Source organism: Streptococcus sp. 2022WUSS135 (assembly GCF_044427045.1).
In the GTDB taxonomy this organism is placed as follows: domain Bacteria; phylum Bacillota; class Bacilli; order Lactobacillales; family Streptococcaceae; genus Streptococcus; species Streptococcus hashimotonensis.
The window spans coordinates 24,728-48,930 of sequence record NZ_JAOTGL010000010.1 but is presented as its reverse complement, the minus strand read 5'-3'; the positions used below and the strand labels follow the sequence as shown (position 1 = coordinate 48,930).

At 42.1% G+C, this 24,203-nt stretch carries 27 protein-coding genes; 21 read left to right on the top strand and 6 right to left on the bottom strand.

Going from position 1 to position 24,203, the window contains the following annotated elements; genetic code table 11:
• The first annotated feature begins 67 nt into the window (after nt 1-67).
• From xseA to ODU45_RS04845, 11 genes are all read left to right on the top strand, one after another.
• Nucleotides 68-1,411: an exodeoxyribonuclease VII large subunit gene (gene xseA, locus ODU45_RS04895; protein WP_398580865.1), complete on the top strand. Its 1,344-nt coding sequence runs from the start codon at nt 68-70 to the stop codon at nt 1,409-1,411.
• Complete coding sequence (locus tag ODU45_RS04890) at nt 1,386-1,601, top strand: exodeoxyribonuclease VII small subunit (protein ID WP_002936269.1); 216 nt, start codon at nt 1,386-1,388, stop codon at nt 1,599-1,601. Before xseA ends, ODU45_RS04890 begins: the two co-directional genes overlap by 26 nt.
• Entirely contained in the window at nt 1,601-2,470 is an 870-nt protein-coding gene (locus ODU45_RS04885; RefSeq protein ID WP_398580864.1) for a polyprenyl synthetase family protein, read from the top strand. The genes ODU45_RS04890 and ODU45_RS04885 overlap by 1 nt, the downstream gene beginning before the upstream one ends.
• The gene (locus tag ODU45_RS04880) at nt 2,463-3,284 is read left to right on the top strand and encodes a TlyA family RNA methyltransferase (RefSeq protein ID WP_044758511.1); all 822 of its coding nucleotides are present in this window, start codon (nt 2,463-2,465) and stop codon (nt 3,282-3,284) included. Before ODU45_RS04885 ends, ODU45_RS04880 begins: the two co-directional genes overlap by 8 nt.
• Nucleotides 3,277-3,702 (top strand): arginine repressor, encoded by a 426-nt coding sequence (locus tag ODU45_RS04875; protein ID WP_002936261.1) that lies wholly within the window; start codon nt 3,277-3,279, stop codon nt 3,700-3,702. The genes ODU45_RS04880 and ODU45_RS04875 overlap by 8 nt, the downstream gene beginning before the upstream one ends.
• Before the next feature lie 2 nt (nt 3,703-3,704).
• Nucleotides 3,705-5,366, top strand: coding sequence for a DNA repair protein RecN (gene recN / locus ODU45_RS04870; RefSeq protein ID WP_398580863.1), 1,662 nt, complete (start codon nt 3,705-3,707; stop codon nt 5,364-5,366).
• A gap of 93 nt (nt 5,367-5,459) precedes the next feature.
• Nucleotides 5,460-6,293: a DegV family protein gene (locus ODU45_RS04865; RefSeq protein ID WP_398580862.1), complete on the top strand. Its 834-nt coding sequence runs from the start codon at nt 5,460-5,462 to the stop codon at nt 6,291-6,293.
• Nucleotides 6,286-7,119 carry an SGNH/GDSL hydrolase family protein gene (locus ODU45_RS04860; RefSeq protein WP_398580861.1) on the top strand — a complete coding sequence of 278 codons (834 nt, stop codon included), beginning with the start codon at nt 6,286-6,288 and terminating at the stop codon, nt 7,117-7,119. The genes ODU45_RS04865 and ODU45_RS04860 overlap by 8 nt, the downstream gene beginning before the upstream one ends.
• On the top strand, nt 7,091-7,687 hold the full coding sequence (locus ODU45_RS04855) for a YpmS family protein (protein WP_398580860.1): 597 nt from the start codon (nt 7,091-7,093) through the stop codon (nt 7,685-7,687). The genes ODU45_RS04860 and ODU45_RS04855 overlap by 29 nt, the downstream gene beginning before the upstream one ends.
• An 89-nt stretch (nt 7,688-7,776) precedes the next feature.
• Nucleotides 7,777-8,052 (top strand): HU family DNA-binding protein, encoded by a 276-nt coding sequence (locus tag ODU45_RS04850; RefSeq protein WP_002936247.1) that lies wholly within the window; start codon nt 7,777-7,779, stop codon nt 8,050-8,052.
• A 507-nt stretch (nt 8,053-8,559) separates the two neighbouring features.
• On the top strand, nt 8,560-9,027 hold the full coding sequence (locus ODU45_RS04845) for a GNAT family N-acetyltransferase (RefSeq protein WP_398580859.1): 468 nt from the start codon (nt 8,560-8,562) through the stop codon (nt 9,025-9,027).
• Nucleotides 9,028-9,047: 20 nt separating this feature from the next.
• On the opposite strand, the gene ODU45_RS04840 is transcribed toward ODU45_RS04845, so the two are convergent.
• From ODU45_RS04840 to ODU45_RS04830, 3 genes are all read right to left on the bottom strand, one after another.
• The gene (locus ODU45_RS04840; protein ID WP_398580858.1) at nt 9,048-10,307 is read right to left on the bottom strand and encodes a hydroxymethylglutaryl-CoA reductase, degradative; all 1,260 of its coding nucleotides are present in this window, start codon (nt 10,305-10,307) and stop codon (nt 9,048-9,050) included.
• A gap of 61 nt (nt 10,308-10,368) precedes the next feature.
• Nucleotides 10,369-11,523 carry a hydroxymethylglutaryl-CoA synthase gene (locus tag ODU45_RS04835; protein WP_398580857.1) on the bottom strand — a complete coding sequence of 385 codons (1,155 nt, stop codon included), beginning with the start codon at nt 11,521-11,523 and terminating at the stop codon, nt 10,369-10,371.
• Between the two features lie 28 nt (nt 11,524-11,551).
• Nucleotides 11,552-12,736, bottom strand: a complete 1,185-nt coding sequence (locus ODU45_RS04830) for an acetyl-CoA C-acetyltransferase (RefSeq protein WP_174853425.1) — start codon at nt 12,734-12,736, stop codon at nt 11,552-11,554.
• Between the two features lie 225 nt (nt 12,737-12,961).
• Between ODU45_RS04830 and ODU45_RS04825 the strand changes: the two genes are divergently transcribed.
• From ODU45_RS04825 to ODU45_RS04815, 3 genes are all read left to right on the top strand, one after another.
• Complete coding sequence (locus tag ODU45_RS04825; RefSeq protein WP_002936226.1) at nt 12,962-13,654, top strand: phosphoglycerate mutase; 693 nt, start codon at nt 12,962-12,964, stop codon at nt 13,652-13,654.
• A gap of 105 nt (nt 13,655-13,759) precedes the next feature.
• Nucleotides 13,760-14,143 carry a VOC family protein gene (locus ODU45_RS04820; RefSeq protein ID WP_398580856.1) on the top strand — a complete coding sequence of 128 codons (384 nt, stop codon included), beginning with the start codon at nt 13,760-13,762 and terminating at the stop codon, nt 14,141-14,143.
• Between the two features lie 292 nt (nt 14,144-14,435).
• On the top strand, nt 14,436-15,833 hold the full coding sequence (locus ODU45_RS04815) for a polysaccharide deacetylase family protein (protein ID WP_398580855.1): 1,398 nt from the start codon (nt 14,436-14,438) through the stop codon (nt 15,831-15,833).
• Nucleotides 15,834-15,899: 66 nt separating this feature from the next.
• Here ODU45_RS04815 and ODU45_RS04810 read toward each other — a convergent pair whose 3' ends face one another.
• Together ODU45_RS04810 and ODU45_RS04805 are read right to left on the bottom strand one after the other, a co-directional pair.
• Nucleotides 15,900-16,982, bottom strand: coding sequence for a DEAD/DEAH box helicase (locus tag ODU45_RS04810; RefSeq protein WP_205014932.1), 1,083 nt, complete (start codon nt 16,980-16,982; stop codon nt 15,900-15,902).
• The gene (locus tag ODU45_RS04805; protein WP_398580854.1) at nt 16,972-17,958 is read right to left on the bottom strand and encodes a Gfo/Idh/MocA family protein; all 987 of its coding nucleotides are present in this window, start codon (nt 17,956-17,958) and stop codon (nt 16,972-16,974) included. The genes ODU45_RS04810 and ODU45_RS04805 overlap by 11 nt, the downstream gene beginning before the upstream one ends.
• 82 nt (nt 17,959-18,040) lie before the next feature.
• Between ODU45_RS04805 and udk the strand changes: the two genes are divergently transcribed.
• From udk to ODU45_RS04775, 6 genes are all read left to right on the top strand, one after another.
• Entirely contained in the window at nt 18,041-18,670 is a 630-nt protein-coding gene (gene udk / locus ODU45_RS04800) for a uridine kinase (protein WP_002936217.1), read from the top strand.
• Between the two features lies 1 nt (nt 18,671).
• Nucleotides 18,672-19,211 carry a PadR family transcriptional regulator gene (locus ODU45_RS04795; protein ID WP_024400271.1) on the top strand — a complete coding sequence of 180 codons (540 nt, stop codon included), beginning with the start codon at nt 18,672-18,674 and terminating at the stop codon, nt 19,209-19,211.
• 87 nt (nt 19,212-19,298) lie between these two features.
• Entirely contained in the window at nt 19,299-19,568 is a 270-nt protein-coding gene (locus ODU45_RS04790; protein ID WP_002940218.1) for a DUF1294 domain-containing protein, read from the top strand.
• A 63-nt stretch (nt 19,569-19,631) separates the two neighbouring features.
• Nucleotides 19,632-20,129, top strand: coding sequence for a GAF domain-containing protein (locus tag ODU45_RS04785; RefSeq protein WP_044667986.1), 498 nt, complete (start codon nt 19,632-19,634; stop codon nt 20,127-20,129).
• Nucleotides 20,129-21,796: a DNA polymerase III subunit gamma/tau gene (gene dnaX / locus ODU45_RS04780; protein ID WP_398580853.1), complete on the top strand. Its 1,668-nt coding sequence runs from the start codon at nt 20,129-20,131 to the stop codon at nt 21,794-21,796. Before ODU45_RS04785 ends, dnaX begins: the two co-directional genes overlap by 1 nt.
• Before the next feature lie 197 nt (nt 21,797-21,993).
• Nucleotides 21,994-22,182: a DUF3272 domain-containing protein gene (locus ODU45_RS04775; protein WP_002936839.1), complete on the top strand. Its 189-nt coding sequence runs from the start codon at nt 21,994-21,996 to the stop codon at nt 22,180-22,182.
• On the opposite strand, the gene birA is transcribed toward ODU45_RS04775, so the two are convergent.
• Nucleotides 22,148-23,104, bottom strand: a complete 957-nt coding sequence (gene birA / locus ODU45_RS04770; RefSeq protein ID WP_398580852.1) for a bifunctional biotin--[acetyl-CoA-carboxylase] ligase/biotin operon repressor BirA — start codon at nt 23,102-23,104, stop codon at nt 22,148-22,150. The genes ODU45_RS04775 and birA overlap by 35 nt on opposite strands.
• A gap of 64 nt (nt 23,105-23,168) precedes the next feature.
• Between birA and ODU45_RS04765 the strand changes: the two genes are divergently transcribed.
• A complete protein-coding gene (locus tag ODU45_RS04765; RefSeq protein WP_172030387.1) occupies nt 23,169-24,203 on the top strand; it encodes a M20/M25/M40 family metallo-hydrolase in 1,035 nt (344 codons plus the stop codon).

Sequence of the window (24,203 nt, the reverse complement as noted above, 5' to 3'; positions counted from 1 at the left end):
GGCCTAGTTCTGTATAAAAGTGCAAAATTTGGTATAATAGTAGGGATACAATATAGAAGGAGTGGACATGGTTGAATATTTATCGGTTAGTCATCTAACTAAGTATTTAAAATTAAAGTTTGACCGCGATCCGTATTTGGAGAAGGTGTATTTGACAGGTCAAGTGTCCAACTTCCGTAAACGCCCTAGCCATCAATATTTTTCGCTTAAGGATGACAAGGCTGTCATCCAAGCGACCATGTGGGCAGGCGTCTATAAGAATCTGGGCTTTGAACTTGAAGAGGGAATGAAAATCAATGTCATCGGGCGCATTCAGCTCTATGAACCAAATGGTTCTTATTCCATTGTCATTGAAAAAGCTGAGCCAGATGGTATTGGAGCCTTGGCTATCAAGTTTGAACAGCTCAAACAAGCTCTGACACAGGAAGGTTTATTTAAAGAAGAATTCAAACAGACCCTCCCTCGGTTTACCAAGAAAATCGGTGTCATTACCAGTCCGAGTGGAGCTGTTATTCAGGATATTATTACAACCGTTAGCCGACGTTTTCCAGGCGTAGAGATTGTTCTCTATCCGACCAAGGTGCAAGGAGATGGTGCTGCTCAGGAGGTTGTTGCCAATATAAAAAGAGCCAATGAACGGGATGATTTGGATGTTCTGATTGTTGGTCGTGGTGGTGGTTCTATCGAAGACCTTTGGGCATTCAATGAGGAAATTGTGGTTCGGGCAATTTTTGAATCCCGTATTCCTATCATTTCCAGCGTAGGCCATGAAACCGATACAACTCTGGCTGACTTTGTGGCAGATAAACGAGCTGCTACCCCAACAGCTGCCGCAGAATTAGCAACACCTGTGACCAAGGCAGACTTACTGGGCTACCTCAATCAGCAGGAAAATAGAGCCTATCAGGCCATGACCAATCGTTTGAAATTCCTGAGAGGTCAGCTTGAAAAAATTAGCCAGTCAGTCATGTTCCGCCAGCCTGAACGCTTGTATGATGGTTATTTACAAAAATTAGACCGCTTGACCAATCAGTTGCAGATACGGATAAAAGAAATTTATGGTCAGCAGAAACAGGCTAGTCTCTTACTTGAACAACGCCTACATGGCTTACAACTAGTCCGTAGGGTAGAGAGTTTCCAAGAGAGAATTATCCAGCAGAAACGACTCTTGAAGAGCAATATGGCCAATATCTATGATAATAAGATGGCCAAGGCGGATAAGCTGATTGAGGCCTTGACTATGCTGGATACCAGTCGCATCGTGGCCCGTGGCTACGCCATGATTCGTCAAGATGGTCGGGTGATTGATAGTGTAGAAAATGTACAGATGGGTGAAAACCTAACCATCCAGATGAAGGATGGTCAACTTGATGTGGAGGTAAAACATGTCCAAACAGACGAAAACATTTGAAGAAAACTTAGCTGAATTAGAAGGAATCGTAACCAAATTGGAGCGAGGCGATGTGGCCCTGGAAGAAGCACTTGCTGAGTTTCAAAAAGGAATGGTCCTATCGAAAGACCTACAAAAGACACTAGCAGAAGCTGAAAAGACCTTGGTCAAGGTCATGCAGGCGGATGGCAGTGAAGCGGAGATGGACTAATGGTTGCCAGTAAATTGCAGCGACTTGAGGAAGCCATGGCAGACTTTTACCAACCTCAGGTAGCAGAACGCCTCAACCAATCGGTTCTTTATTCGCTACAGGCTGGCGGGAAACGAATCCGTCCCTTGCTTTTATTGACCATCTTAGAGTCCTTTGGAATGGAATTAAAACAAGCTCATTACCAAGTGGCAGCATGTGTCGAGTTGATCCATACGGGAAGTTTGATTCACGATGACCTGCCTGCTATGGATAATGATGATTACCGTCGTGGTCGCTTGACCAACCACAAGGTTTACGATGAAGCAACAGCTATTTTAGCAGGGGACAGTCTCTTTCTAGATCCATTTGGTTTCCTAGCCCAAGTTGATTTACCAGCTGAGACCATCCTTGCTCTCGTGAGAGAGCTTTCCCAGGCATCAGGGACCTTTGGAATGGTTGCTGGTCAAGTATTGGATATGGCAGGCGAAGGGAAGGATTTGACCTTAGAGCAATTACAAGCCATTCATGCTAATAAGACAGGGAAATTATTGACCTTTCCCTTTGTAGCAGCAGGTTTGATTGCAGGACAATCGAATGCGGTAATCAACCATTTGCGACAAGCAGGTCAATTAGTTGGTCTAGCCTTTCAAGTTCGGGATGATATTTTGGATGTGACAGCCACTTTTGAGGAAATCGGAAAAACTCCCCAAAAAGATGTAGTGGCTGAGAAGTCTACCTACCCTGCCCTAATGGGCTTGGAAGCCTCAAAAGTATTTCTAGAAGATAGCTTGAATCAAGCAATCAGCGAGCTAGATCAAGTGGCTAAACAAGTCCCATTTTCAACAGAAAAAATCAAAGAAATCATAGAAAGTTTACGAATCAATGGCTAAGGAAAGAGTAGATGTACTAGCTTTTAAACAGGGGCTTTTCGAGACGCGGGAGCAGGCCAAGCGCGGTGTTATGGCGGGACTGGTTGTGTCGGTCATCAATGGCGAACGCTATGATAAACCCGGCGAGAAGATTGATGAGGGAATTGAACTCAAACTCAAGGGGGAAAAACTCAAGTATGTCAGCCGTGGTGGTCTCAAATTGGAGAAAGCCTTGCAGGTTTTCCAATTATCAGTTGAGGGTCAAACGACGATTGATATTGGGGCTTCGACAGGCGGATTTACGGATGTTATGTTGCAGGCTGGTGCCAAGCAGGTCTATGCTGTGGATGTAGGGACCAATCAACTCGCTTGGAAATTACGTCAGGATGAGCGTGTGATCAGCATGGAACAGTACAATTTCCGCTATGCTGAGTTGGGAGATTTCGAACTTGGTCAACCAAGTTTTGCATCCATTGACGTCAGCTTTATCTCATTGAGTCTGATATTACCAGCACTCCATCGTATTTTAGCGGAGGGCGGCCAGGTTGTTGCCCTTGTCAAACCCCAATTCGAGGCTGGACGTGAACAGATTGGGAAAAATGGCATTGTCAAAGATAAATCCGTTCACTTGAAAGTATTGGAAGAAGTGACAAAAATGGCCGTGGAAACAGGCTTCTCAGTCAAAGCCCTTAGCTTTTCCCCTGTTCAAGGCGGTCATGGCAATATCGAATTTTTAGCGCACTTAGAAAAATCAACACAACCAAACCAGATTGATAAAGAGGTCATAACAACTACAGTCTATCAAGCACATGAGGAATTTAAAAAGGATGAATAAACGAGAAAGATTAGAAGTCATTAAAGATTTGGTAGTCCGATTTCCTATTGATACACAGGAAGAAATTGTTGAACGTCTAGAAGCAATGGGTGTCAATGCGACACAAGCAACGGTTTCACGTGACATCAAGGAACTTGGCATTATTAAGGTTCCATCAGCAGATAAGGGATATATTTACGGTTTACCAAAGGCAGGTCTTGTTAAGGTAAAATCGCAGAATGTTTTTGAAGTCTCAGTGATGGATAAAATGATTAATCTCCGTCTGGTACCCGGAAGTTCTGCTGTGGTCAAACGCCAGATTTTGGAACAATTTCAAGAACATGTTTTTTCAGTGATTGCTGATGATGACAGTATTCTGCTCATTGTTACAAACGAAGGTATTATTTCGCAAATCGAACAGACGGTTAGAGGGTGGTAGCCATGTTACTAGAAGTGTCCATTAAAAACTTCGCCATTATTGAGCAGGTATCACTGAATTTTGAAAACGGGATGACCATCCTATCTGGTGAAACAGGTGCAGGTAAATCCATTATCATTGATGCCATGAACCTGATGCTAGGGGCGCGTGCGACGACAGATGTTATCAGACATGGGGCCGCCAAGGCTGAGATTGAAGGGCTTTTTTCCTTTGAAAATAGCAGAGCTCTCGAGCAGATTTTGCTTGAACAGGGGATTGAAGTAGCTGACGAACTCATTATCCGTCGTGAAATCCTACAAAATGGCCGTTCGGTTAGCCGTGTCAATGGACAAATGGTCAATTTATCTGTCTTGAAACAGATTGGGCAATATTTAGTAGATATTCATGGTCAACATGACCAGGAAGAATTGATGAAGTCCCAACACCATATCCGTCTTTTGGACAGTTTCGGAGAAGATGAATTTTGGAGTCTTAAAGACCGTTATCAGACAACCTTTGATGCCTATCGTAGTCTTCGCAAACGAGTTCTTGAAAAGCAAAAAAATGAGCAAGAACACAAGGCGCGGATTGAGATGTTGGAATACCAAATTGCTGAAATCGAAGCAGCAGATTTGAAGTCTGGCGAAGATATTCAACTCAATCAGCAACGCGATAAACTGCTCAACCACAAACAAATTGCAGATACACTGACCAATGCCTATGCACTGTTAGACAATGAAGATTTTTCAAGCTTGAACAACTTGCGGTCAGCTATGAGTGACCTGCAAAGTCTGGAAGAATTTGATCCAGACTACAAACAGCTCTCTTCTAGCCTGACAGAAGCTTATTATGTCGTTGAAGATGTGACCAAGCGTCTCAGTGATGTGGTGGACAATCTAGACTTTGATGGCAATCGTCTCTTGCAATTGGAAAGTCGCCTGGATTTGCTCAATACCATTACGAAGAAATATGGTGGAACTGTTGATGATGTCTTGGACTATTTTAGTAAAATCAGCGAAGAATACAATCTATTGACAGGCAATGATTTATCTGGTGATGATTTGGAAGTTCAGCTTAAGAACTTAGAGAAAGAATTGGTTGAACGAGCAGGTCAGCTCAGCCAATCACGCCATGAATTGGCAGCTGTTTTAGAAGATATTATCCGTCAAGAATTGCAAGACTTGTATATGGAGAAAGCTCGTTTCCAAGTTCGATTTACCAAAGGAAAATTTAATCGAGAAGGAAATGAAACGGTAGAATTTTACATCTCCACCAACCCAGGTGAAGACTTCAAGCCTCTGGTTAAGGTGGCTTCTGGAGGAGAACTGTCTCGTTTGATGTTGGCCATTAAGTCAGCCTTTGCCCGTAAAGAAGGTAAAACATCTATTGTCTTTGATGAGGTGGATACAGGGGTATCTGGACGTGTGGCCCAGGCAATTGCCCAGAAAATTTACAAAATCGGACAATATGGGCAAGTATTGGCGATTTCTCATCTACCACAAGTCATTGCTATTGCAGATTATCAGTTCTTTATTGAGAAAATATCCGACGAACATTCGACCGTTTCTCGTGTCCGTCTCTTGACCAAAGAAGAGCGTATTGAGGAAATTGCCAAGATGTTAGCCGGTGACAAAATCACAGATGCAGCCCGTAATCAAGCAAAAGAATTAGTAGAAAAAGGTTAGGTGACTAGCCTTTTTGCTTATGTCCAAAGTTTATTTTTTAGTCAAAATTTGTTATAATAGATGGCAAAATTGAAGAGAATTGTAGGATGAAATATGTCAAAGATTAAGATTGTTACGGATTCAAGTACGACTATCGAACCCAGTTTGGTCGAAGAATTGAATATAACAGTTGTTCCATTATCTGTAATGGTTGACGGAGTCGTATACTCTGACAACGATTTAAAAGAGGGAGAATTCTTGGAGCTCATGCGTGGGTCAAAAAACTTGCCAAAAACAAGTCAGCCCCCAGTAGGACTCTTTGCGGAAACTTTTGCTGAATTGGCTAAAGACGGCAGTCAGATTATTGCCATTCTCTTGTCGCATGCCTTGTCAGGGACAGTAGAAGCTGCTAGACAAGGTGCAACCCTTTCTGGCGCTGATGTGACAATACTCGATTCAAGCTTTACAGATCAGGCTGAAAAATTCCAAGTTGTAGAAGCAGCACGCATGGCACAAGCTGGTGCCAGCAAAGAAGAAATCCTTGCAGCTATTGAAGCAGTCAAAGAAAAAACGGAATTATACATTGGTGTATCAACCCTAGAAAATCTAGTCAAGGGTGGTCGTATTGGACGTGTTCAAGGGATGTTGAGTAGCCTACTCAATATCCGTGTCATCATGGAAATGAAAGACCATCAGCTGACTCCGATTGTCAAAGGACGAGGCAATAAGACCTTTAAAAAATGGCTGGAAGAGTTCACGGCAACCCTAGCAGATAAAAAAGTAGCCGAGATTGGCATTTCCTATTCAGGAACGGCAGATTTTGCAAATGAAATGAAGAGTCAATTACAAGAGTACGTCTCAAAAGAAATTTCTGTCTTAGAGACAGGCTCCATTATTCAAACTCATACCGGTGAGGATGCCTGGGCTATTTTGATTTGTTATGAATAACAGGAAGTTGATTCAAGGCTTTGTTTTCTTTTTTCTGGCAATTCTAGGGTCGATTTTTCTATTTCATCAACTCATTCCTGTTGCTTCATCTCGTATCTCCAGACAAGAGCTTACCGTATCAGAAAAAATCGGTTTTCGATATGTGGCACTTGGTGATTCTTTGACAGAAGGTGTTGGAGATACAACTGGACAGGGGGGCTTTGTTCCCTTGTTGGCTCAATCTCTAACTAACGATTATGGTTATGAAGTAGATTATAAAAATTTCGGAGTTTCTGGGAATACCAGTAATCAGATTCTTAAGCGAATGAAGGAAGATGGAGAGCTGATAAGCTACTTAAAAACAGCAGATCTGTTAACTCTGACAGTTGGTGGCAACGATTTGCGCAAGGCTATTATTAAAAACATTGCCAATCTCAAAGTTTCAACTTTTGATAAGCCCGCAAAAGATTACGGAAAACGATTGGATACGATTATTAAGACAGCGCGTAAGAATAATTCAAATCTTCCCATCTATGTTGTCGGGATTTACAATCCACTCTACCTCAATTTTCCTGAATTGACAGAGATGCAGACAATTGTTGATAATTGGAATACTATGACAGAACAGATAACTGAAAAATATCAACATGTCTATTTTGTTCCGATCAATGATTTGCTCTATAAAGGATTGGAAGGGGAGGCTGGTATTAGTCAAAATGGTAGCCAAGTTACCAATAATTTACTGTATGAGGAAGACAGTTTCCATCCCAATAATACTGGATATGAGATTATGAAAAAAGCGATATTGGAGAGAATGAATGAGACCACGGAAAGCTGGGAACCTTAATATTTGGAAATGGCTATTTTTAGCCCAGATGGCTTTATTGATTGGTTGCGGAATAGTCCTCTATACACGGATTCAAACAGATAGAGAGGATTTAACAAAGCTTGTTCAGACTAGTACAGAAGATACCAAGGTTGGGACCTTCTCCACTAATAGGGAACAGCTCAACCAAACCCTCACTAACTATCTAAAAGATTATCAGACGGAAGAGTTTTCTTATCAATTATTCGTAACGAATCAGCAAGTTGTTTTTGAAGGCAGCTATCAGATTTTTGGTGTGACTATCCCACTCTATATTTATTTTCAACCTAGCAAAATGGAAGATGGCAGTATTTTGTTACGGATAATAGAAATATCAGCTGGAAGTTTATCCTTGCCGAAAGCAGAGGTATTAGCCTATTTACAAAAAAATTATAAACTACCTGCCTTTGTAAAAATAGACTCAGAACAAGCGCAAGTACAGGTTCAACTGACAGAACTGAATAACAAATTTGGTCTGTATGGAAAGGCGAATACGATTGATTTGTACAACGACCAATTCATTGTTGATATCTACAGAAAAAGACAGTAAAATAGCATTAAAAACTTGACCAAACGCCTAAAATTCGGTACTATATAGAAGTGAGTAATAACTCAGAAAATTATTGGAGGACTTAGCAAATGGCTAATAAACAAGATTTGATTGCAAAAGTTGCAGAAGCAACTTCATTGACTAAAAAAGACTCAGCAGCAGCTGTTGATGCAGTATTCGGAGCAGTAGCAGACTACCTTGCAGCTGGTGAAAAAGTACAATTGATCGGTTTCGGTAACTTTGAAGTTCGTGAGCGTTCAGCACGTACAGGCCGCAACCCTCAAACAGGTGCAGAAATCAAAATCGCAGCATCAAAAGTTCCAGCATTCAAAGCTGGTAAAGCTCTTAAAGACGCGGTAAAATAATTTAACGTGAAAAAGCCTATTGTATCAACGTTTCTGCGTTGTGCAGTAGGCTTTTTTCTGTGTTTTGGGGCTCCCAGAGTCAGGGAAGTGACTCTGGGAGGTTGGAAATGAAGCAAAAACATTTTGCGTCAAAGAGGGAGAAGCTTTATACTCAATGAAAATCAAAAGTAGCCTAGGAAACGAAGCCGAAGATAGAACTCTGTTACTTTCTTATTTCAAGGTAACAGGCTGAAAACCTCCACTGGAGCTTTTCACTCATCAAGGCTCTTGACAACGGATAATTTTGATTTTCGAAGAGTATTAGTAGTTTTCTACAGTACACATTCTCGTTTTAAGACAACAAAAAAACCAGCCTTGGCCAGCTGATTTTTTAGGAGATTTATGAAAAATTTTAGGATACACCTATAGTATACTCGAATTTTCAGATTCTTCATCGGTCTGTAGACCTATTTTGTTAAAAAATAAACATGTGTTATAATAGAAAAAATAAAAAAGGGAAGATTTTTTATGACAATCCGTAAAGCTAGACAATCTGATATTCCAGTTTTAAATGAATTGCTTCAAGATATTTTACAGGTGCATCACCAGGCACGACCAGATATTTTTAAAAGTGCAGGTCAAAAATTTTCTGAGGCTGAATTAGTAGCACTTTTAGAAAATCCAGATAAGCCTATTTTTGTCTTTGAGCTAGAGGGACAAGTGGTTGGGCATCTTTTTTGTGAATTATCTATCGCAACAGGCGATGTTTTAGAACCAGTTAAAACCTTGTTTATTGATGATTTGTGTGTAGCCAATTCGGCGCGTGGTCAAAAAATTGGCGAGCAACTTTATGAATTTGCTCTTTCCTATGCTAAGGAGCAGGGTTGCCACAATCTTACCTTGGATGTATGGGCTGACAATGCAGGAGCTGTCCGTTTTTATGAACGCCAAGGAATGAAACCGCAAAAGTTCCGTATGGAGCAAATAATAAATTAAAAAAGAGGGAGTCCCTCTTTTTAATGTTCTCTCATTTTTGCTAATAAGTTTTGAGCAGTTTCTAGGTTGCTGTGCTTTTCTTTCCGCAGGAGTTGGGCTAGTTGGTCTACTTCATGCTCCTCGGCACCAGCAAGTAGCGCTAGGGATTTTGCGTGAAGCTTCATGTGACCAGCCTGAATCCCTGAAGTAACAAGAGCGCGCAGGGCAGCAAAGTTCTGACAGAGACCGACAGAAGCGATGATAGAAGCTAATTGGCGTGCCTTTGGTTGTTGGAGAAGGTCAAAAGCGACTGCTACCTTTGGATTGAGCCCGATAGAGCCACCGACGGAGGCAATCGGAAGAGGTAGGGTGATGGAGCCGACCAAGTACTCGCCATCAATGGACCAAGTAGAAAGCCCCTTGTATTGCCCATCACAGCTGGCATAAGCATGGGCCCCGGCTTCGACTGCCCGCCAGTCATTTCCTGTAGCGATAACGACAGCATCTATACCATTAAAAATTCCTTTGTTATGTGTCGCAGCACGATAAGGGTCCACTTGCGCCAGTTTGCTTGCCAGGGCTATTTTTTGAGCAGTTTCTTGAGCAATGGCAGAGCTGGTAGCCAGACTAGAGATGGCAATATGGCATTGGGCGGTGACCAGTGACTCCGTTGCATAGTTGGAGAGGATTCCCATCAAAGCCTGTCCCTTGCTGAGCTCTTCTAAGTCATCCTTAACAGCTTCTAACATGTTATTGAGGATATTGGCTCCCATGGCTTCTTGTACATCAACTTGAAGATAGACAATCAAAAACTCATCCTTACTCTCAACAGTCAATTCTCTTGCACCGCCCCCTCGTTTAACAATAGAAGGGTGTGCTTGATTGGCAGTTTCTAAAATACTCTCCTTCTGGTCAAGAATCGCCTGTGTCGCTCTGCTATGGTCCGAAATATCGTAGAGAGCAACTTGTCCAATCATGATACGGTTGTGAATAGTCGTTGTAAAACCGCCAGATTTAGCGATGATTTTGGCTCCGGAAGACGCAGCTGCAACCACAGAAGGTTCTTCAGTAACCATCGGTACAGAATAAGTTTGTCCATCCACTAGAAGTTCTGGAAGTACAGAAAAAGGTAAGGAAAACGTTCCTAGATGATTTTCTGCCATCTTTCCCGCAATTGCTTCTGGCAGGTTTTCGTCTTTGTATAGAACGTCTAAGCTATCTTCGGATAGGGAACGATTCTGACGGAGAATATCAATGCGCTCTTGGCGTGATTTTTTATAAAATCCGGAAAAAGTTGACATAGGTTCCTCTTTCTATAGGAAAGCGCCCCTTGGTGAGAGCCAAAGGGCGCCGTTTTGGCTTCTATTTACGATAGATACGTTTGTGATTGTCCACTTTGATAAGGGCAAAGGGAGTTTGGTCTTCTGGTAGGTCAAGGGATGAACCAGTTTCATCAAGGGTAATTTCTTCAAAGAAGACTTGTTCGTATTCCTTAACGCTGAGTTTTGTACGCTGATTGAGTTGTTCTAAACGATTTTCTTGTAAGTGGTCGCGATAACCTTCAACGAGTTGACCGCTGAAAATTTCACAGACGGCGCCGCTACCATAGCTATAAAAGAGGATTTGATCCCCTGTCTCTAAAGCTCTGCTATTTTCCAAAAGGGAAAGGAGGGAGAGGAAGATAGAGCCAGTGTAGATGTTGCCGACAACCTTATTATAGACGATTGCTTCTTGGAAACGCTCTGTCAAACGTTCCAATGTTTCTTCGTCCTGAGTGATAGCCTGCAATCCTTTAAGACCTTGTTTGGAGAAAGGAATGTGTAAACACATGGCAGCAAAATCGTTGAGGGTTTTGCCTGTTTTTTGTTGATAGTAGTCGAAAGTTGTCGTCAAGCAATCGGTGTACTGTTCAGTTGAAAATTTACCATCAACACGTGGATATTTGTCGTAGTTAGGACGCCAGAAGTCGTAGATGTCACGTGTCTGGCAGACATTATCATTGTTGAGGACCAAAATTCGTGGGTTTGCGGTTACCAACATGGCAACTGCACCAGCACCTTGAGTAGGTTCACCGCCAGAAGCGACTCCATACTTTGCAATATCACTAGCAATGACTAGGACTTTTGATTCTGGGAATTGAGCGATATGGCTTTTGGCAAGACTTAGTCCAGCCGTTGCACCGTAACAGGCCTCCTTCATCTCGATGGAGCGAGCGAAGGGCTGAATACCGAGTAATCCATGAATGGTGACGGCAGCAGCCTTACTTTGATCTACGCTAGATTCTGTGCCGACAATAACCATGTCAATGGTGTGTTTATCTTCTTCTGTCAGAATGGCTTCGGCAGCCTTTGCCCCAAGACTGATAATATCTTGAGTGAGAGGAGCTACAGCCATTTCAGACTGAAGAAGACCAATCTTAAATTTATTTGGGTCCACATTGCGGGCTTGGGCTAAATCAGCCAAATCTAAAACATAATCGGGTGCCGCAAATCCGATTTTATCAATACCGATGTTCATAATATATCCTTTGTGTACAAATGATAGGTTAACTTGTTTGCGCATTGGAAACGATTAGGGAGATACCTTGACCGCCTCCGATACAAAGTGAGCAAAGACCAAGCTCTTTTTCTTGCTTGATTAATTCGTGAATCAGAGTGACTAGGATTCGACTACCACTAGCTCCGATTGGATGTCCAAGGGCGATAGCACCACCATTGACATTGACTTTTGCAGGATTAATGCTGAGTTGTTTGACAACTGGAATTGATTGGGCTGCGAAAGCTTCGTTGAGTTCAAATAAGTCAATATCTTCGACGGATTTGCCGATTTTTTCAAGGGCTTTTTGACTAGCTGTTATAGGACCTAACCCCATATAGGCAGGATCTAAACCGCTTGTTGCATAGGCCTCAATATAGGCGAGTGGCTGGATATTTAGCTCACTGGCTTTTTCATCAGACATGAGTACCAAGACAGCACAGCCGTCGTTGATGCCAGAAGCATTGGCTGCGGTGACGGTTCCATCTTTTTTGAAAGCTGGACGGAGTGTTGCCAATTTTTCAATTGGCGTCAGACGAGGATACTCATCTGTGGCAAAAATAGTTTCGCCTTTCCGATTTTTTAGTCTAATAGGAACAATTTCGTCAACAAATCTTCCCTCAGCAATAGCTTTTGCAGCCTTCTCTTGGCTACTGTATGCAAAAGCATCTTGCTCTGCGCGACTGACTTGATAGCGTTCAGCAACATTTTCTGCAGTAATGCCCATGTGATAGTCGTTGAAGGCATCTGTCAAACCATCTGTTAACATGGAATCTTCCAGACTAATATGCCCTAATTTACTACCAAACCGGCTAGTTTTGGATAGATAAGGTGCCTGGCTCATGATTTCAATGCCTCCAGCCACAACTACATCATTGTCACCGAGAAGGATTGATTGTGTGGCAAGAAGGACTGATTTGAGACCAGAACCACAGACTTTATTGACTGCATAGGCAGAGGCTGTCTGAGGAATGCCTGCACGAATAGCAATTTGACGTGCAATATTTTGTCCTTGTCCTGCTGATAGAACATTTCCGAAGATAACTTCATCAACGCTGTCTGCAGGGATGTTTTTATTAGCTAAGGCTGTTTCGAGGACTTGCGCCCCTAAATCAGCGATTTCAATATCTTTCAGACTACCTCCGAAACTGCCGATGGCAGAACGATAGGCAGACACGATAGCTACTTTTTTCATGATAACTCCTATAGTGGTATCGTTTTGAACTGTCGTGTTCAGCCTTACCATTATACCATTATTTTGTCTTTTTTCTAAGAAGAAAGATAGGTCTAGAGACTGAATTTACATGAAAGAGTAATGAAAGCGTACACAGATTGTGGAAAGGCTGGCATTTTTTTACCTTTTCGTGTAAAATAGAGAAGTATAAGAGGGGAACCTCAAAATTTAAAGGAGAATCCATAAATGGTAAAATTGGTTTTTGCTCGCCATGGTGAGTCTGAATGGAACAAAGCTAACCTTTTCACTGGTTGGGCTGATGTTGATTTGTCTGAAAAAGGTACACAACAAGCAATCGATGCAGGTAAATTGATCAAAGAAGCAGGTATCGAATTTGACCTTGCTTTCACATCTGTATTGAAACGTGCTATCAAGACTACAAACTTGGCTCTTGAAGCTGCAGATCAATTGTGGGTACCAGTTGAAAAATCATGGCGTTTGAACGAACGTCACTACGGTGGTTTGACTGGCTTGAACAAAGCTGAAGCAGCTGCTGAATTTGGTGATGAGCAAGTTCACATCTGGCGTCGTTCTTATGATACTTTACCACCAGAAATGGCTAAAGATCATGAGCATTCAGCACACACTGACCGTCGCTATGCACACCTTGATGATTCAGTTATTCCAGATGCAGAAAACTTGAAAGTAACGCTTGAGCGTGCCCTTCCATTCTGGGAAGATAAAATTGCTCCAGCATTGAAAGACGGTAAAAACGTATTCGTAGGTGCACACGGTAACTCAATCCGTGCCCTTGTAAAACACATCAAACAATTGTCTGATGACGAAATCATGGATGTGGAAATTCCAAACTTCCCACCACTTGTATTCGAATTGGATGAAAACTTGAACATTGTGAAAGAGTACTACTTGGAAGCATAATTCATTTAAGGCCTGAGTTCGCTCAGGCTTTTTTAGTTTTGAATATCGGATTTTTCATAGAGAGTATGGTATACTGGTGGTATTAAAAGGTAGGAGGAGTTTATTATGGCAAGTAAAAAAATGCTACATGCATGTTTGCGTGTTGAGAACTTAGAAGCATCTCAAAAATTTTATGAAGAAGCATTTGGATTTAAGGAAACCCGTCGCAAGGACTATCCAGAGCACAAGTTTACCTTGGTTTACTTAGCACTTGAAGGGGATGACTTTGAGATTGCATTGACCTACAATTATGATCATGGTCCCTATATCGTAGGGGATGGCTTCTCGCATCTAGCTCTTTCTTCGGATGACTTAGAAGGGGACAATGCGAAACATAAAGAATTGGGCTATCCAACGACAGACATCAAGGGCTTGCCAGGAAGTCCAGGTCGTTATTATTTTGTGACAGATCCAGATGGCTACCGTGTAGAGGTTATTCGAGCAGATTAATTTAGAAAAGATTGCCTAGGCAGTCTTTTTCTTTTCAGAAAAAAATCAGAAAATGGCAGAAGGGAGGGCATTAGGAAGTAAATCAATTATTTATACTCAATGAAAATCAAAAGTAGCCTAGGAAACGAAGCCGAAGATAGAACTGGAGTTCATCAAGGCAAGTTGACAACGGATAATTTTGATTTTCGAAGAGTATTGCCTAATCTTTTTATGAGTTTTTATAGAACTGTCTTGACAAGAGCTTTTAAATGATTTAGCATAGTTTATATATGTTTTGAATGGGAGGTTGGAGATGAAAAAAGTTAGTTTTTGGTTGGGAATCAACATCGCCTTGCTCGGAATGATGGTAAGTTTGGCTTTATGGTTATTTGCAGGACTTCAAGAAAGACAAGTTAGTCAGTTTATCGAGGAGAAACAACAAACCATCCTCGCTAAAGGCAAGGGCAAAATTCAAGAGGGGAATATTGATACGACCCATGTTGTGGCTGCCTTACCTACAGATGATGCAGGTCAAGTCTTAGGACCTGTAGAAAGTCGAATGATTTCGTATGTTCAAAGACGCTTTGGTCATAAAAAACCAGCAGGAAAAATTCAAAAATTGGTCTTTGTTTCGTCAATAGAGGGAAAAACTAATTTTAAAAATGTAACAGCTCGTGAAATTCAAGCGGAGCATTATAAAGTAGACAACTTGCAAATTAAAAAGCAGGATAAACTCCCGTCTGAGCGTGTGTTGTTGACGCAAGACAATGAATTGTTTACCCTAGAAGATTTATTACCTAATTTATCCTCTGCAGCAAGTATTATTGTTGATCATCTAAGAGAAGCCTTACTTGCTCAAGGAATGGAAAAGATTGATGTAGAAGCGATTGTCAAAAAGTTTGAAACGCTAGACTTAAATGCTATTTCCTTTAGTTATGGAGATAGCCAATTAACCTTACAATTACCAGATGGTTACGGCATCAACCAGTTGGTTCTACCAATTTCAGATTTGTACCCAGTAGTGAAGAGTGATTACCTAGTAGATGCTGATAAGGTTGGCTATGATGAGTATATGGCTGCACAAGTTGTGGATAAGAAACATTTGAGACAGGTAGCTCTAACCTTTGATGATGGACCAAATCCGAACACAACACCGGTAGTTTTAGATTTACTGAAAAAATATAATGCCAAAGCAACTTTCTTTGTTGTTGGTAAGGCTGTAGCTGGGAATGAAGCTATTCTCCGTAGAATGGTAGCGGAAGGGCACGTCATCGCCAACCATACGTGGAATCATCCTAATCTAGTCACTATTTCTGGGGAGCAAGTACAGAGAGAAATTCAAGATACACAGGCAGCTATTACTGAAGCTACAGGTATTGTACCAACAATGGTTCGCCCTCCGTATGGTTCGGTTAACCAGGCTGTTGTCAATCAGATGGGACTTCCATCGATTTATTGGTCGGTCGATTCTAAAGATTGGAAGAGTCGCAATCCCCAAGCCATTTTGAAAGAAATAAAAGAACAGACTTGTCCAGGAAGTATTATCCTAATGCATGATATTCATCAGTCAACAGTTGATAGCCTCGAGTCTGTATTGCAATACTTAACAGGTGAGGGCTACAATATGGTTACTGTAACAGACTTACTCGCCAGTCCTCTCAATCCTCAATTAATCTATTATTCACAAGAATTATCTGGTCCAGCCCGGTAAGAATGATAAAAGGCTTAGAATCACGTTAGTAGAAACACTGGTTCTAAGCCTTTTGTATATTGTTCATTATATTTTGTAGAGCTCTTGATTCTTGAGAATGACTTCTTGGACGGAGGCATACTTTTTTAATTGTTTTAATTCGCTAGGACTAGATACTAGGGTAATGACAAGTCCCTCCTTGCCCATGCGTCCAGTACGTCCAGAACGATGAGTGTAGGCTTCTTGGTCAAAAGGAACTTCAAAGTTGAGGACACATTCTAAGTTGTCAATATCGATACCACGTGCGACCATATCTGTAGCAAGTAGAAGATTGAGTTCGTGATTTTTGAAACGTTCGATGATGACCTTGCGGAATTTTACGTTGACATCAGAAGCCAATGAAACTGCATTCACTCCATTATAGAGTAGTTTATCTTCGCTTGCACCAAGGTCTGATAGGCTGTTAAAAAATGCAAGAGCACGAAAATCAGGGATATTGGCAAACTTACGTAGAGTTTCCAAACGTTCACGCTTATCTACCATCATATAGCAATGCTGGATATTATCCAATTTCTGCTCAGATAAATCAATGCTTTCAATGTCTTGAGCAATTTTTTGACGGTCAAATTTAGCTGTTGCACTCATGTAGATCAACTGGTGGTCACGAGGTACATAGTTAATAATCTTTTCGACAAACTGATATTGAGAATCGGAGAATAGCTGATCAAATTCATCTAGGATGATGGTGTTAATATTCATCATCTTGATTTTTTTCAATTTAATCAACTCGAAAATACGACCAGGTGTTCCAATCAGGATTTCTGGTCCTTTTTTTAGTCGCTCAATCTGGCGTTTTTGACTGGAACCAGATAAGAATAGTTGAGCAGTCAACCCAATTGTCTCCGACCAAGTCTTACAAACATCAAATATTTGGCCAGCCAGCTCTGTATTTGGTGCGAGAATGAGCAATTGTTGGGCTTTTTTAGGAGTTAGGGCTAATAGGCTAGGCCAGAGGTAGGCAAGGGTTTTTCCTGTGCCTGTTGGGCTGATAGCTAGAAGGGACTTGCCGTTTGCAATAGGCTCAAAGGCCTGGACTTGGATAGGAGTAAAGTCCTCAAAGCCAAGTAGGGTAAGCTGGTCCGTCCAGCTGGAGGGAAATTTAGATTTCATTGTTATCCGCCTTAAAGAGTATTCCTGCGTCTTGACGCATGGTGTAAAGTGTTTGATGGACGCTTTCTGCCACAGCCAACCACTGGTCCACAAGCTCGCGGTTTTGTTGCTTGATTGCCTGTGCAATTTCTAGCGCTTCTTCGAGCATAGGGTGCTGGGCCGCTTGGATTGGTAAAACAATTTGCTCTCCGTCATGTTTTGTGAAAATAGCAGAGCTGATATGCTGGCATGCGTTGAGTGTTAGTGTTCCATCATTTGTATAGATTTCGCTTGCTAGATTGCTCGTAATATTTTTTCCTGCCTGAATGTGGACGATATAGTTGTCATAAATGAGTTGTCCCGAACCATTTAAGTCAATACTAGAAGGTAGCTGTTGTGCTACATAGCGGGCCGTTCTGGGAGTTCCCAAAATACCGATAGCGGCGTAGAGCGTATAGACACCTAGATCCATGAGAGCACCACCGGAAAAATCAGTTGAAAAGATATTTGGTATTTGCCCAGCCAACAATTCAGGCATCTTAGAAGAATACTTGGCATACCCAAATGAACCACCCAAAATCGTTTTATCCATCAAAAATTCACGGATAATGGTTTGAGCCTGTTCGTGATAGTTTCGAGCAGCCTCAAAGAGGAAAACATTATTTTCTTGGGCAACGCGACGCAATTGTCCTAATTCCTGAGGTGTAGAAACCATGGGTTTCTCAACAATAGCATGTTTACCAGCAGCTAGAACCGCTTTTGCCTGTTCAAAGTGCAAGGCATTTGGACTGGCAATATAGACAACATCAATGGGAGCAGAAAGAAATTTTACCCATTCTGTGTATAAATCGACTCCTTCATACTGCTCTGAAAAGGCAGCAGCAGTTTCTAGTTTACGGGAGAAAACAGCCTGTAGCTGATAATGTCCACTTAAATGGGCCGCCTCTATAAAACGATGAGAGATGTCTGAGGTGCCAACAATACCAAAATTAAGCATAAATTCTCATTTCTTTTGTGTTATCCTTTTCATTATACCATGTTTCATGGTAAAATAGTATTGAAAATAGAAGGAGATGATGATGACTCAGAAACCCATTATTATTGGCGTAACCGGCGGATCTGGGGGTGGCAAGACAAGTGTGTCACGTGCCATTCTGGATAATTTCCCAAATGCTCGTATATCTATGATTGAACACGATTCTTATTATAAGAATCAGTCCCACCTGACCTTTGAAGAACGGATACTGACCAATTATGACCATCCACTGGCTTTTGATACGGATTTGATGATTTACCATATCAGTGAGCTATTAGCAGGACGTTCAGTGGATATTCCGATTTATGATTACACTCAGCACACACGTTCAGAGAAGACCTATCGTCAGGAACCACAAGATGTATTTATTGTGGAAGGTATTTTAGTATTGGAAGACAAACGGTTGCGGGATTTAATGGATATTAAGATATTCGTCGATACTGATGACGATATTCGTATCATTCGCCGCATTAAGAGAGACATGGAAGAGCGTGGCCGTAGCTTAGATAGTATCATTGAGCAGTACACCTCGGTGGTGAAACCAATGTATCACCAGTTTATCGAGCCAACCAAGCGCTATGCAGATATCGTCATTCCTGAAGGCGTCAGCAACGTTGTAGCCATCGACTTGATTAACACCAAGGTGGAGAGTATATTAAGAGAGCGTGGTTAAGATGCCCAAGCAAAGAATATTACCTCATATCATATTAGGGATTATGGGTGCTAGCGGTCAGATGGTAACTGGCAAACAGATTACCGACTATGTTCAACGTGATTTAGGCGAATTTTGGCAGGTTGCCCATAGCCAAGTCTATCCAGAATTAAAGCGTATGACCAAGGAAGAATTGATTACTTGTCATGCAGTACCTGGAAATGAAAAGGAAAAGCAGTATGCGATGACGGCTACTGGTCGTCAGATTTTAGACGAATGGCTATCCATTCCAAATGAAGAAACGCCTCAGCAAAAAGACTTGTTTTCAATCAAGATGTTTTTTATCCGTGAAAAGGATGACCCACGGATTCCTGGTTTGTTGCAGAGTCAAATTGAACTAGTCACCAAGCACTTAAAACACCTAGACAGTCGTAAAGTTGAGCTGTTCTCAACCAAGGAAAGTATCCAAGACAATTATGGACACTATTTGATTTTGACACGGGCTATTGAACGCAACCGTGCCCAGCTCAAATGGTTAGAGGATACACTGGCAGAAATGTAACGATTCGGATTTCCGAATCGTTTTTCCTTGTGTCCTGTTTTGGATTATGTTAGAGTAAGAAGAAATGTGACTTAATTGGAGGAATGTATGTCAATCAAACAGATGGTTAGTATGGCGCTAGTAGTTTGGAATTTAGTTGTCTTCATTACCTATGGTATGGATAAAGGAAAGGCAAGAAAGAACGCCTATCGGATTTCAGAAAAGACCTTATTACTCATGTCCTATTTTGGTGGCGGGCTGGGTGCCTGGGCAGGTGGAACCCATTTTCGGCATAAGACACAGAAAAAGTATTTTCAACTAGCCTGGGCTATAGGGGTATTGATTGATGCAGTGATTATGTACTGGATGTGGAAATAGGCGCAAGCCTTTTCTTTATCGCTCGGACTATAAAAGTCGGCTTAACTATGCTATAATGTTCCTATGACAAAACAAGAAAAAATTTCAAATTATCAACTATTATTGGCTCAATTGGAAGCTCTTCTTGATGGTGAAACCAATGCTTTAGCCAATCTATCAAATGCTTCTGCTTTGCTCAATCAAGCTCTACCAAACTCTGTCTTTACAGGATTTTACTTATATGATGGTAGTGAATTGATTTTGGGGCCTTTTCAGGGTGGCGTTTCCTGTGTTCACATTGCACTTGGAAAGGGTGTCTGCGGTGAGGCTGCAGCTAAGCGCCAGACTATTCTCGTAGACGATGTTCGTCTACATGATAACTATATTTCCTGCGATGCGACAGCCCTATCAGAAATCGTTGTGCCAATGGTGAAAAACGACCAGTTGCTGGGCGTTTTGGATTTGGATTCGAGGTTGGTCGCTGATTACGATACCATTGACCAGGAATACCTTGAGCAGTTCGTCGCACTCTTAGTGGAGAAGACGGACTGGAATTTTGCTATGTTTGGAGAAAAACGCTAATGTACCAAGCTTTATATAGGAAGTACCGAAGCCAGACCTTTGGGGAGATGGTGGGGCAGGAGGTGGTTGCAACCACGCTCAAGCAAGCTATTGAGCAGGGGAAAATTAGCCATGCCTACCTCTTTTCAGGTCCTCGTGGTACGGGTAAGACATCGGCAGCTAAGATTTTTGCCAAGGCCATGAATTGCCCCAATCAGGTTGATGGTGAACCTTGTAACGACTGTTATATTTGTCAAGCGATTACGGAAGGTAGTTTGGAAGATGTGATTGAGATTGATGCTGCTTCCAACAATGGTGTGGATGAAATTCGTGATATTCGTGATAAATCGACCTATGCACCTAGTCTTGCGACCTATAAGGTCTATATCATCGACGAGGTCCACATGCTGTCTACTGGTGCCTTCAATGCTCTCTTGAAGACCTTGGAAGAGCCGACGGAAAATGTGGTCTTTATTCTAGCAACGACGGAATTGCACAAGATTCCTGCTACCATTCTGTCAAGGGTGCAACGATTTGAATTTAAGTCCATCAAGGTGACGGACATTCAGGAGCACTTGGCTGCAATTTTGACCAAGGAAGGGCTAATTTTTGACGAGCAGGCTCTGACAATCATTGCGCGTCGGGCAGAAGGGGGGATGCGGGATGCCCTATCCATTTTGGATCAGGCTCTCAGCCTTAGTCAGGACCAGCAAGTGACCTTGGAAATTGCTGAGGAAATTACGGGTTCTATCAGCTTGCGTGCCTTGGATGACTATGTGGCAAGTCTGCGTCAAGGGGATAGTGTCACAGCTCTCCAGCATCTACAAACCTTGTTTGACCAAGGAAAGAGTATGAGCCGTTTTGCGACAGATCTTTTGCACTATTTGAGAGATGTCCTTATCGTGCAGACGGGTGGTGAGGATACGCATTTAACAGCAGGTTTTTCAGAAAATCTAGCTCTTGAGCAGGCACGGATTTTTACCATGATTGAGATGGTGACCAGGGGTTTGGCGGACATCAAGTCCAGTCCTCAACCGAAGATTTACGCTGAAATGATGACCATTCGTTTGGCTGAAGATAGTTCTCCTTCGGGGGCAATGGCGGAGCTGCCAGCTGATTTACTGGGGCAACTAGCCAGTCTGCAACAACAAGTTGCGGATTTACAGAAACAACTAGGTCAATTATCTAGTCAACCAAGTGCTGTTAAGCCAGTTTCACGCAAGCCGCAGGCTCCGAAGAAGTACCGATTGGATACCAGCAAGGTTCATGCTATTTTGCAGGAAGCTATGGAAAATCCAACCTTGGCGCGTGAAAATTTGACTCGCTTGCAGAATGCTTGGGGAGAAATTATTGAGAGTTTATCAGGAGCAGATCGTGCCTTGCTTGTTGGTTCTCAACCAGTCGCTGCAAATGAAAATCATGCGATTTTGGCCTTTGAGTCTCCACTCAATGCTGAACAGACTATGAAACGGGACAATCTCAATACCATGTTTGGTAATATTCTCAGCAAGGCTGCAGGCTTCTCGCCACAGATTTTGGCCATTGCTCAGGAAGATTGGGTAAGTATTCGTGCTGAATTTTCGGCTAAGGCAAAAGGGCAAAAGACACAAGAAACCGAAAAAGAAGCCAGTCCAGTTCCAGAAGAATTTGGCTTTCTAGCGGACTCAGTAGAGATTTTGAATGATTAAAAAATATCAGCCCTAAGACTGATGAATAGTTTTGATAGATATTTTATACTATATTCAATCCTAAATATTTTTCATATCTCCTTAAGAAACACTGACTGATTTAGTTGGTGTTTTCTTGTTTAGAAAAGAATCGAAACCTATCAAGAAAGCATATAAAAATTCAGCCAGTTGACTGAATTTTTGGTATAATCTATTTTATGAAACTTCCACAATTTCTTTTTTTAGCCATTACAACTATTTTAGCTGTTTATTTTATGAATGCATCGATTTTGACAGGAGATTTCTTGATTGCAGGTATCTACGCCTTTATCGCCTATCGGAATCTTCATTTTGCTTACAAGGTGACTAAATTTATTCGTTTGGTGGAGAAGCAGACCAAGAAGTAAGGCTGATTTCTCCGCTGGAGATAATTTTTGCTTTGCCGTTATCTAACTGGATAACCAGGTTTCCTGTATCAGTAACAGCGATGGCAGTACCCTTAAATTCAACTTGATTTTCTACAAAGCTCACTTGTTGGCCAACGACAAGTGATTTTTCTTTGTAAAGGGCAATTAGTTCCTTCTCATCGGTTTCTAAGAAGGCTTTCCAGATGGCAGTAATGAGTTGGTTGCGGGTAAATGGTGGTTGTTCCTCGAAAAGATTTCCTGCTGATTGTTGTAATTCCTTAGGGAAATCGTCTATGCGGACATTGATGCCGATACCGATAATGACATCGGTTACCCGTTGGTTTTCCATAGAAGAGATAGCCTCAGTGAGGATGCCAGCGACCTTTTTGTGTCCGAGATAGATGTCATTGACCCACTTGATTTGGACGTCCAAGTCGCAAAGAGATTGAATGGCCTTCACAACAGCGGCTGCAGCTAAAATGGTGTAGGGCTTGAATTCTAGAAATGGAACATTGGGAGAGAGACGAAGCGACATATAAATGCCACCTGACTTGGAGGCATAAAAGGGTCTCCCAAATCGTCCCTTGGCTTTATTCTGATAGGGAGCTAGATATAGGGCAGGACTAGTATGACCTGATTCAATACCTTGTTTGGCATCTAGCTGGGTGGAGTCGCTATCCGTATTCAGATGGACAGGTAGTTGAAGCTCCTGAGAGATTAATTCGGGTAGGAGTAAATCGCCTTCGGCTAATCTATAGCCACGATTACGGGCAGCCTCAATAGTTAAACCATGTGTTTCTAACTGGCGAATGGCCTTCCAAATGGATGTCCGTGAAATGCCCAATTCCTGTGCCAAATCTTCTCCGCTGACATAATCCTCTCTCTCTTTTAAAAGGAGATATATTTTCTGATAGGTTTTCATACCTTCATTATAGCAAAAAATTTACCTAAAACGTGATATAATAGTTTCAAATAAGGAGGTTTTCATGAAGACACTTGATTACATTGTTAAATTGACCAACACTCCGTCGCCAACTGGTTTTACGACGGATATTATGAATTACATCAAGGCAGAGGTTGAAAGTTTCGGCTATGCTGCTAGTAAGACCGCTAAAGGTGGTGTTTTGGTGACAGTTCCGGGGGAAAATGACCAGGAACACCGCATGGTGACTGCTCACCTGGACACACTGGGGGCCATGGTGCGTGCAGTGAAGCCAGATGGCCGACTCAAAATGGATTTGGTAGGAGGATTTGGATACCCTTCTATTGAGGGAGAAAACTGCTTGATTCATTGTGCCAAGAATGGTAAGACCTTCACAGGTACCATTCTTATGCACCAGACCTCTGTCCATGTCTACCGAGATGCCAGTACCGCTGAGCGCAATCAGACCAATATGGAAATTCGTTTGGACGAAAAAGTGACCAATGCGGACGAGACGCGGGCCTTGGGTGTTGAAGTCGGAGATTTTATATCATTTGATCCTCGGACTGTTGTGACTGAAACTGGCTTTATCAAGAGTCGTCACTTGGATGATAAGGTATCCGCAGCTATCTTGCTTCATCTTTTGAAAGTCTATAAGGAAGAGGGAGCGATCTTGCCTTATACGACACATTTCTATTTTTCAAACAATGAGGAAATCGGCTACGGTGCTAACTCCAGCATTCCTGCTCAGGTGGTTGAATATTTGGCAGTCGATATGGGGGCAATGGGAGATGACCAGCAGACGGATGAGTACACGGTTTCTATCTGTGTCAAGGACGGCTCAGGTCCCTACCATTATGAACTCCGTCAGCACTTGATAGCCTCGGCTGAAAGAGATGGAATTCCTTACAAGCTGGATATTTATCCTTACTATGGTTCCGATGCTTCGGCAGCTATGCGAGCTGGTGCAGATGTCAAGCATGCCCTACTGGGTGCTGGCATTGAATCTAGCCATTCCTACGAGCGGACCCATTTGGATTCTGTAGTTGCGACTGAGCGGATGGTAGATGCCTATTTGAAATCAGCAATGGTAGATTAA